The sequence below is a fragment of the Streptomyces sp. NPDC090442 genome (genome assembly GCF_044769405.1).
In the GTDB taxonomy this organism is placed as follows: Bacteria; Actinomycetota; Actinomycetes; order Streptomycetales; family Streptomycetaceae; genus Streptomyces.
The window spans coordinates 1-8946 of sequence record NZ_JBIVXW010000142.1; the positions used below are offsets into that span (position 1 = coordinate 1).

At 71.0% G+C, this 8946-nt stretch carries 8 protein-coding genes; 5 read left to right on the forward strand and 3 right to left on the reverse strand.

The features are described 5' to 3' along the window. Positions 1-559 precede the first annotated feature (559 nt). Positions 560-2086 carry a peptide MFS transporter gene (locus ACIQU6_RS43095; RefSeq protein ID WP_403487936.1) on the reverse strand — a complete coding sequence of 509 codons (1527 nt, stop codon included), beginning with the start codon at positions 2084-2086 and terminating at the stop codon, positions 560-562. 512 nt (positions 2087-2598) lie between these two features. Between ACIQU6_RS43095 and ACIQU6_RS43100 the strand changes: the two genes are divergently transcribed. Both ACIQU6_RS43100 and ACIQU6_RS43105 read left to right on the forward strand, forming a co-directional pair. After that, positions 2599-3279 carry a response regulator transcription factor gene (locus tag ACIQU6_RS43100; protein WP_016575659.1) on the forward strand — a complete coding sequence of 227 codons (681 nt, stop codon included), beginning with the start codon at positions 2599-2601 and terminating at the stop codon, positions 3277-3279. Positions 3280-3285: 6 nt separating this feature from the next. After that, positions 3286-4533 (forward strand): ATP-binding protein, encoded by a 1248-nt coding sequence (locus ACIQU6_RS43105; RefSeq protein ID WP_403487938.1) that lies wholly within the window; start codon positions 3286-3288, stop codon positions 4531-4533. A gap of 10 nt (positions 4534-4543) precedes the next feature. Here ACIQU6_RS43105 and ACIQU6_RS43110 read toward each other — a convergent pair whose 3' ends face one another. After that, positions 4544-5053, reverse strand: a complete 510-nt coding sequence (locus tag ACIQU6_RS43110) for a GtrA family protein (RefSeq protein WP_403487940.1) — start codon at positions 5051-5053, stop codon at positions 4544-4546. 142 nt (positions 5054-5195) lie between these two features. Further along, positions 5196-5636, reverse strand: a complete 441-nt coding sequence (locus tag ACIQU6_RS43115) for a protease inhibitor I42 family protein (protein ID WP_403487942.1) — start codon at positions 5634-5636, stop codon at positions 5196-5198. Positions 5637-5798: 162 nt separating this feature from the next. Here ACIQU6_RS43115 and ACIQU6_RS43120 point away from each other — a divergent pair, with 162 nt between their 5' ends. From ACIQU6_RS43120 to ACIQU6_RS43130, 3 genes are read left to right on the forward strand one after another with little or no spacing between them, the layout of a single operon-like run. Beyond that, a complete protein-coding gene (locus ACIQU6_RS43120; RefSeq protein ID WP_403487944.1) occupies positions 5799-6992 on the forward strand; it encodes a 5-(carboxyamino)imidazole ribonucleotide synthase in 1194 nt (397 codons plus the stop codon). After that, the gene (gene purE, locus ACIQU6_RS43125) at positions 6989-7567 is read left to right on the forward strand and encodes a 5-(carboxyamino)imidazole ribonucleotide mutase (RefSeq protein ID WP_274915377.1); all 579 of its coding nucleotides are present in this window, start codon (positions 6989-6991) and stop codon (positions 7565-7567) included. The genes ACIQU6_RS43120 and purE overlap by 4 nt, the downstream gene beginning before the upstream one ends. Next, the gene (locus ACIQU6_RS43130; protein ID WP_403487946.1) at positions 7564-8736 is read left to right on the forward strand and encodes a dipeptidase; all 1173 of its coding nucleotides are present in this window, start codon (positions 7564-7566) and stop codon (positions 8734-8736) included. The genes purE and ACIQU6_RS43130 overlap by 4 nt, the downstream gene beginning before the upstream one ends. Positions 8737-8946: the final 210 nt, after the last annotated feature.

Genomic DNA, 8946 nt, shown 5'->3' on the forward strand with positions numbered 1-8946 from the left:
TGACGGGCCTGCGGGGTGGGGGTGCCAGACTGCTTCGCTTTACGTCTGGCACCCCCACCCCTCCGGCCCGTCCCCTCCCGTTGGAGGGTGGGAAAAACCGGTGAGTGCCACGCCCTCCCGGTGGGTCAACTCGGGCCGCTGGGTTGAGCGGTGACGGTCAGGGGACCACAGTGACTAGCCCCCACCCGGAGAAATCCACCCCTCATCGGGAGGGGACGGGTCGGAGGGGGTGGTAGGCCAGACGTAAAGCGCAGCAGTCTGGCCTACCACCCCCGGAGACCCGTCACCGCACCCAACAGCCCCGCGCAGCGGCACAGCCCCGCGCAGCGGCACAGCCCCGCGCAGCGGCACCGCCCCGCGCAGCGGCACCGCCCCGCGCAGCGGCACCGCCCCGCGCAGCGGACGGGCAGCGGACGGGCCCGCGCCGCAAGGCGCAACAGCACCCCGCACGGCGGGAAAGCCAACAACGTGGGAAGCAGCCCGCCACCGGCTCCCGTGGGAAGAGAAAGACCCGGCACGGGTCATCCGTGCCGGGTCCGCTTCCGTCAGCAGGGGCAGATCAATGCACGTCCCCCATAAGGGGACTGATCTTCCTGCGGTACATGAAGACCGCGACGCCGGCCAGCGTGGCCAGGGCGGCCTCGGTGATCAACACGCCCGTGCCGCTGAGGTCCGCGCCGGCGATGGACACCAGGGAGATGACGCTGTCGCCCGCGGTGACCGCGAGGAACCAGACGCCCATCATCTGGCTGGCGTACTTCTGCGGGGCCAGCTTCGTCGTCACCGACAGACCGACGGGGGAGAGGCACAGCTCGCCCATCGTCTGGAGGCCGTAGACGGTGATCAGCCACATCGGGCTGACCTTGGTGCCGTCGGAGGACATCGCGATCGGCAGCAGGAAGAAGAAGTAGGAGGCACCGATCAGCACCATCGCCATGGCGAACTTCACCGGCGTGCTGGGTTCCTTGTTGCGGCGGGCCAGCGCCAGCCACATCGAGGCGAAGATCGGGGCCAGGGCGAGCACCCACACCGGGTTGATCGACTGGAGCCAGGAGGACGGGAAGGCCAGGCCGAAGACGGACTCCGCGGTGTTCTTCTCGGCGAAGACGTTCAGCGTGGAACCGGCCTGGTCGAAGATCATCCAGAAGACCGCGGCGGCGACGAAGAACCACAGGTAGCCACTGACCTTGGCCTGCTCGGTCTCGGTCAGATCCTTGTCCCGCTTGATCCGCAGCAGCACGAAGCACGGCACGCAGATGCCGATGATGGCCAGCGGGAGCAGCGCCCAGTTGAGCGTGAAGTGGCCGGTGCCCGCGACGATCCCGTAGAAGACCGCGGCGATGACGACCCAGATCAGGCCCTTGCGCAGCCAGCCGTTGCGCTCCTGCACCGTCAGCGGGGTCGGCACCTGGTGGCTCTTGGGGTTCAGGTGCCGGGTGCCGATCAGGAACTGGAGCAGACCCAGCGCCATGCCCAGCGCCGCGGTCGCGAAGCCCAGGTGCCAGTTGATGCTCTGGCCGATGCCGCCGACGACGATCGGCGCGGCCATGGACCCGATGTTGATGCTCATGTAGAAGACGGTGAAACCACCGTCCCGGCGCGGGTCCTGCGGGCCGTTGTAGAGGTGTCCGACCATCGTGGAGATGTTGGACTTCAGCAGGCCGGAGCCGCACGCCACCATCGCCAGGCCGACGAAGAAGGTCTGGCCCGGTATCGCCAGCACGACGTGGCCGGCGATGACGATGGACGCACCGACGATCACCGTCTTGCGCGGGCCCCAGACCCGGTCGCCGAACCAGCCGCCGGGCATGGCGAGCAGGTAGACCAGGGCCATGTAGACCGCGTAGATCGCGGTGGCGGAGGCGGCCGTCATGGCCAGACCACCGCCCTGGGAGCCCACCTTGGCGTCCGTGCCACCGGAGATCAGATACAGGACGAGCAGGGCACGCATGCCGTAGAAGCTGAAGCGCTCCCACATCTCGGTCATGAAGAGAGTGGCCAGGCCGCGTGGGTGGCCGAAGAAGGTCTTGCCGCCGTCGGCAGGGGTTCCCTGCTCGGCCGCGCCCTTCGTCAGGCTGGACGCCATGGTGGGTTCCTATGCTTCTCGGGACGCGTCCGAGAGAACTCGGTGCGCGCCCGGGTGGGGGATGACCGGCACCGGAGCCCGCCCCGCCCGCCCTCACGTCCGGGAGGTTCGGCACCCCACGCAGGGGGACCGACGGGAGGCCGGACACCGGGATCCACGCCCCCGTGCCGCAACAGCGGCCGGCGGACCCGGTCGACAGGTCTTTCACTGTGTAAGGGACTGGAGGTGCCAGCCCCGCACACAACAGGGACCGATGACGTCAGTTGATCGCCATAGGTCCCGGGGTTGTGCGTCGGACGTTCGGGACACCATACGTCCGCCGGGCGGGTCGTTTGAAGGGGTGAGAGAACGCTCACACTCGCTTCCGGAACCGTTTGCGCCTGTGGAGTCGACCACATACACACTCGCGCGCCCGCGTTCCGGGGCGCGCGAGCGGGCGCGGAACGGGCCGGCTGTCGCCCATCCGTGCTGGTCCGCCCCAGGCTGTCGGTACATCGGACTACCATCGGCGCATGACCCGTGTACTGCTCGCCGAGGATGACGCGTCCATCTCGGAGCCGCTCGCCCGCGCCCTGCGCCGCGAGGGTTACGACGTCGAGGTGCGTGAGGACGGCCCGACGGCCCTCGACGCCGGTCTCCAGGGCAACATCGACCTCGTGGTCCTGGATCTGGGACTGCCCGGTATGGACGGTCTGGAAGTCTGTCGCCGGCTGCGCAACGAAGGCCACTCCTTCCCGATCCTGGTGCTGACCGCCCGCGCCGACGAGGTGGACACCGTCGTCGGCCTCGACGCCGGCGCGGACGACTACGTCACCAAGCCCTTCCGGCTGGCCGAGTTGCTCGCCCGGGTCCGGGCCCTGCTCCGGCGCGGTTCCACCGCCGAGCCCCAGCAGCCGCCGGCCACCCACGGCGTGCGGATCGACGTCGAGTCGCACCGCGCCTGGATGGGCGACGAGGAACTCCAGCTCACGGCGAAGGAGTTCGACCTGCTGCGGGTCCTGGTGCGGGACGCCGGCCGGGTCGTCACCCGCGACCAGTTGATGCGCGAGGTCTGGGACACCACCTGGTGGTCCTCCACCAAGACGCTGGACATGCACATCTCCTGGCTCCGCAAGAAGCTGGGCGACGACGCCGCCAACCCGCGGTACATCGCCACGGTCCGCGGGGTCGGTTTCCGCTTCGAAAAGAGCTAGGGGCCCGTGCGTCGCCGACTGATCAACTCCACGCTGGCCGTGGTGCTCGTCGTCATCGCCGTCTTCGGCGTCTCCCTGGTGATCGTCGAGACCCGCACGATCCAGGCCGGCGCGCAGGAGAGCGTGTCGTCGGAGGCCGTCCGGCTGGTCGGGATAGTGGAGAGCCGGCTGGGCAGCGGCGAGAAGATCACCCCGGAGATCCTCTCGGAGCAGATCACCGCCCACCGCTACGCCGTCATCAAGGTGCCCGGCAAGCCGGAGATCGAGATCGGGCCGCGCCCGACCGGCGACGTGATCGAGTCCAACGTGCGCGGCGACCGCGGCGAGGCCGTGACGGTCCAGGAGTCCCGCGCCACGGTCAGCGCCGAGATCGGCCGGACCCTGCTGGTGATCCTCGCCGTCGCCCTGTTGGCGATCCTGGCGGCCGTGGTGCTCGCCATCCGGCAGGCCCGCCGGCTCACCGCCCCGCTCACCGACCTCGCCGAGACCGCCGAGCGGCTCGGCTCCGGCGACCCCCGGCCCCGCCACCGCCGTTACGGCGTCCAGGAACTGGACCGGGTCGCCGACGTCCTCGACGCCAGCGCCGAGCGGATCGCGCGGATGCTCACCGCCGAGCGGCGGCTGGCCGCCGACGCCTCCCACCAACTCCGCACCCCGCTGACCGCGTTGTCCATGCGGCTGGAGGAGATCACCCTCACCGACGACCCGGACACCGTCAAGGAAGAGGCCACCATCGCGCTGGCCCAGGTGGAGCGGCTGACGGACGTGGTGCAGCGGCTGCTGACCAACTCCCGTGACCCGCGCACCGGCTCGGCCGTCGCCTTCGACCTCGACGAGGTGGTCAAGCAGCAGATCGAGGAGTGGCGCCCGGCCTACCGCAGCGCCGGACGGGCCATCGTCCGCTCCGGGAAGAAGGGGCTGCGGGCCGTCGGCACCCCCGGCGCGGTCGCCCAGGTGCTCGCCACCCTGATCGAGAACTCCCTGATGCACGGCGCCGGTACGGTCGCGCTGCGCACCCGCGTCACCGGCAACCAGGCCGTGGTCGAGGTCACCGACGCCGGCCGCGGCGTCCCCCCGGACCTCGGTTCGAGGGTCTTCGAGCGGACCGTCTCCGGCCGCAACTCCACCGGCCTGGGGCTGGCCGTCGCCCGGGATCTGGCCGAGGCCGACGGCGGGCGCCTGGAGCTCCTCCAGCAACACCCGCCGGTCTTCGCGCTGTTCCTGGCCCGGGAGAGCGAGCTCACCGAGGTGTGAGCGCGGGCGGCTACTTCCGGGAGACGCCGCTCGGCAGCCGGGAGCCGTCCGCCAGGAACGACTCGGCGGTCTCCACCGCCTCCCGGGCGGGCAGTCCGCGGAAGACCCAGGTGCGGTACGACCAGAAGCGGAAGAGCGTGGCGATCCCGATGCCGAGGAACTTGAAGACGTTGCTCTGCAGCGGGTCGTCCCAGCCGAACCCGTAGGTCGCGGTGTAGAGGATGCCGTTCTCGATGATCAGGCCGACCACGCTGAACAGCAGGAAGAGCGTCAACTCGCGGGTCCGGCCCTGCTTGTCGCGGTCCCGGTAGGCGAAGTAGCGGTAGCCGATGTAGTTGGTGATCGTGGCCACCACCGTGGCCACGACGCTCGCCCGGACGACGGGGAGTTCGGTCAGGTGCCGGACGAGGTTGAAGACCGCGAAGTTCACCACGACCCCCGCGCCGCCGACGGCGCCGAACTTCACGATCTCCCGGATGAGCGCCTCCAGCCGCGACCGCAGCGCGCTCGGTTCACTCATGGTGATCGTTCAGCTCCCTGTTCGTGGGGGTGGGCGGGCCGGGGGCCCGGTGGGGTCCCTCATGCTAACCACGCTCCCTGTGCCCCGGTGCCCGGGAGGCCCGCTCCGCACGCCCGTGCGCGAGAGCGGTCAGGACCGGCCATCAGCGGACCATGATCCGGAAGTTGAGGATGCGGGCCCCCGGCTCGTACGCCGCGCCCGTCGCGCACCGCCGGCAGTACAGCAACCGCAGGTCGGCGCGGCCCGGGCGGACCGCCTCGAAGTCCAGCGCCCGGGAGGCGCGGTCGGACGACGACGGCCGGCCGGGCGGATCGTCCGGTGCGGGACGGTTGGCGCCCGCCTTCAGAACGGCCGGATCCGGACGCGGGTCGGCGACGATCCAGCGGAAGGCGTCGTCGGGGTCGTCGGGGACCTCGATGGTGAAGCGGTCGCCGGCGGACACCGTGATCTCGGTGTCGTCGGGGCCGTACACCGCCGGTCCGGACAGTTGGCTGATCACCGTGTACAGGGCGATCAGCAGGGCGGCGACGGCGACGACGGTCACCAGCGCCCGGGAGTTCCTCGCTATGCCGCCGATCTCCATGCGGCCTCCCCCTATCGCCGGCCGGGGACGGTGGAACCCTTCCGCACCCGGTCCGGAACCTCACCGCTGTTGTGGACCTTCACGATCACCCTCGAACGTCAGCCTCGGACGATCCTCCAACCCGGGTCGGGTCCGCGACGGCCGGCCGGATACCCTGGGGGCGTGACGTTCCCGGTAGTCGGCATGGTCGGTGGCGGTCAGCTCGCCCGTATGACCCACGAGGCGGGTATCCCCCTCGGCATCAAGTTCAAGCTCCTCAGTGACACCCCGCAGGACTCGGCGGCCCAGGTGGTCAGCGATGTCGTCATCGGCGACTACCGCGACCTGGACACCCTGCGCGCCTTCGCCCGCGGCTGCGATGTGCTCACCTTCGACCACGAGCACGTACCCACCGCGCACCTGCGGGCGTTGGAGGCCGAGGGCATCCCCGTCCGGCCCGGCCCCGACGCGTTGGTACACGCCCAGGACAAGGGCGTGATGCGGGCCAAGTTGGACGCCATCGGGGCGCCTTGCCCGCGCCACCGCATCGTCGCCGACCCGGCCGACGTGGAGCGCTTCGCCGCCGAAATCGGCGGGGGCGGCGCGCAGCGCCTTGATGAGGGGCGGTGGCCGGGCGGGTTCCCGGTGGTCCTCAAGACGGTTCGCGGCGGCTACGACGGCAAGGGCGTCTGGATCGTGCGATCGGCCAAGGAGGCCGAGGAGCCGTTCCGCGCCGGCGTGCCCGTGCTGGCGGAGGAGAAGGTCCCCTTCGTCCGCGAGCTGGCCGCCAACGTGGTCCGCTCCCCGCACGGCCAGGCCGTGGCCTACCCGGTCGTGGAGTCCGTCCAGGTCGACGGCGTCTGCGACACCGTGATCGCGCCGGCCCCCGACCTCTCCGACGAACTCTCCACGCACGCCCAGCAGCTCGCCCTGCGGATCGCCGACGAGCTCGGCGTCGTCGGCCACCTCGCCGTCGAGCTGTTCGAGGTCCGCGACGCCGACGGCGCCCCCGCCGTGCTCGTCAACGAGCTGGCGATGCGACCGCACAACTCCGGTCACTGGACCCAGGACGGCGCGATCACCTCGCAGTTCGCCAACCACGTCCGCGCCGTCCTCGACCTCCCGCTCGGCGACCCGCGCCCGCGCGCCCGTTGGACGGTGATGGCCAACGTCCTCGGCGGTGACTACCCGGACATGTATGCGGCGTACCTCCATTGCATGGCACGCGACCCGCAGTTGAAGATTCACATGTACGGAAAGGACGTGAAGCCGGGCCGCAAGGTCGGGCACGTCAACACTTACGGCGACGACCTGGCGGATGTGCGTGAGCGCGCCGCGCACGCCGCCGGCTACCTGCGAGGAATGATCACGGAATGACGGCCAGCACCGCCCCCGACCGCCACCCCGCCCCGCGCCCCGCCGACGACGCCCCCGTCATCGGCATCGTCATGGGCTCCGACTCCGACTGGCCCGTCATGGAGGCCGCCGCCCAGGCCCTGGACGAGTTCGAGATCGGCTACGAGGTCGACGTGGTCTCGGCCCACCGCATGCCGCACGAGATGATCGCGTACGGCGAGCGGGCCGCCGACCGCGGGCTGAAGGCGCTCATCGCCGGCGCCGGGGGCGCCGCCCACCTCCCGGGCATGCTCGCCTCCGTCACCCCCCTCCCGGTCATCGGCGTCCCGGTCCCGCTCAAGTACCTCGACGGCATGGACTCCCTGCTCTCCATCGTCCAGATGCCCGCCGGCGTCCCGGTCGCCACCGTCTCCGTCGGCGGCGCCCGCAACGCCGGGCTGCTCGCCGCCCGCATCCTCGCCGCCCACGACCCCGAACTCCGCGCCCGGATGCGGGAGTTCCAGCAGGAGCTCAACCACCAGGCCACCGAGAAGGGCAAGCGGCTGCGCAACAAGGTCGCCGGCGCCGCGGGCTTCGGCTTCGGGAGCGGCAAGTGACGGCCCCCCTGGACGCCGCCCGCGAGCTGCTCGCGCAGTGGCCGATCGTCGACGGCCACAACGACCTGCCCTGGGCGCTGCGCGAACAGGTCCGCTACGACCTCGACCGGCGGGACGTCGCCACCGACCAGAGCGCCAGCCTGCACACCGACATCCCCCGCCTCCGGGCCGGCGGGGTCGGCGCACAGTTCTGGTCGGTGTACGTACGCTCCGACTACGCCGGCGACCACGCCGTCAGTGCGACCCTGGAACAGATCGACGTCGTACGGCAGTTGACCACCCGTTACGCAGCGGACCTACGCCTGGCGACCACCGCCGACGACATGGAGGCGGCCCGCGCCGAGGGCCGGATCGCCTCCCTCATGGGCGCCGAGGGCGGCCACTCGATCAACAACTCGCTGGCCACCCTGCGGGCCTTCCACACCCTGGGCGTCCGCTACATGACGCTCACCCACAACGACAACAACGACTGGGCGGACTCGGCGACCGACGAGCCCCGCCACCACGGCCTGTCGCCCTTCGGCGAGGAGGTCGTCCGCGAGATGAACCGCCTCGGCATGCTGGTCGACCTCTCGCACGTCTCGCCCGACACCATGCGGGACGCGCTCCGGGTCACCACCGCCCCGGTGATCTTCTCGCACTCCTCGGCCCGCGCGGTCTGCGACCATCCGCGCAACGTCCCCGACGACGTACTGGCCCAACTCCCCGCCAACGGCGGCGTTGCGATGGCCACCTTCGTCCCGAAGTTCGTGCTTCCCGCGGCCGTCGAGTGGACCCAGCGCGCCGACGAGAACATGCGCGCGCACGGCCTGCACCACCTCGACACGACCGAGCGCGGGATGGCGGTCCAGCGCGCCTTCGAGTCCGCCAACCCGCGTCCCGCGGCCACCGCGGCGATCGTCGCCGACCATCTCGATCACATGCGGGAGGTCGCCGGCATCGACCACGTCGGCATCGGCGGCGACTACGACGGCACGGCCTTCACGCCGATGGATCTGGCCGACGTGGCCAGCTACCCGACGCTGGTGGCCGAGCTGATCGCTCGCAAGTGGTCGTCGGCCGACCTGGCGAAGCTGACGTGGCGCAACGCGGTGCGGGTTCTGCGCGCGGCGGAGGACGTCTCCCGCGGGGCCGAGGGGGTCCCCCCGTCCAACGCGACGATTTCTTAGTCTCGTTGTCGGCTTGGGCCTGCGCCTGGGCTGCTTCCCACGTTGTCGGCTTTCCCGCCGTGGGGGTTGCTGTCTTTGCGCCTGCGGCGCCGGTCCGCTGCGCGGGGCGAGCCGATGTGTCCGCTGCGCGGGGCTGTCGGGGTGCGGTGACGGGTCTCCGGGGGTGGTAGGCCAGACTGCTTCGCTTTACGTCTGGCCTACCACCCCCTC

Coding starts and splice junctions, on each gene's coding strand:
- ACIQU6_RS43095 (WP_403487936.1), bottom strand. CDS start 2,086: ATGGCGTCCAGCCTGACGAAGGGCGCGGCCGAGCAGGGAACCCCTGCC.
- ACIQU6_RS43100 (WP_016575659.1), top strand. CDS start 2,599: ATGACCCGTGTACTGCTCGCCGAGGATGACGCGTCCATCTCGGAGCCG.
- ACIQU6_RS43110 (WP_403487940.1), bottom strand. CDS start 5,053: ATGAGTGAACCGAGCGCGCTGCGGTCGCGGCTGGAGGCGCTCATCCGG.
- ACIQU6_RS43115 (WP_403487942.1), bottom strand. CDS start 5,636: ATGGAGATCGGCGGCATAGCGAGGAACTCCCGGGCGCTGGTGACCGTC.
- purE (WP_274915377.1), top strand. CDS start 6,989: ATGACGGCCAGCACCGCCCCCGACCGCCACCCCGCCCCGCGCCCCGCC.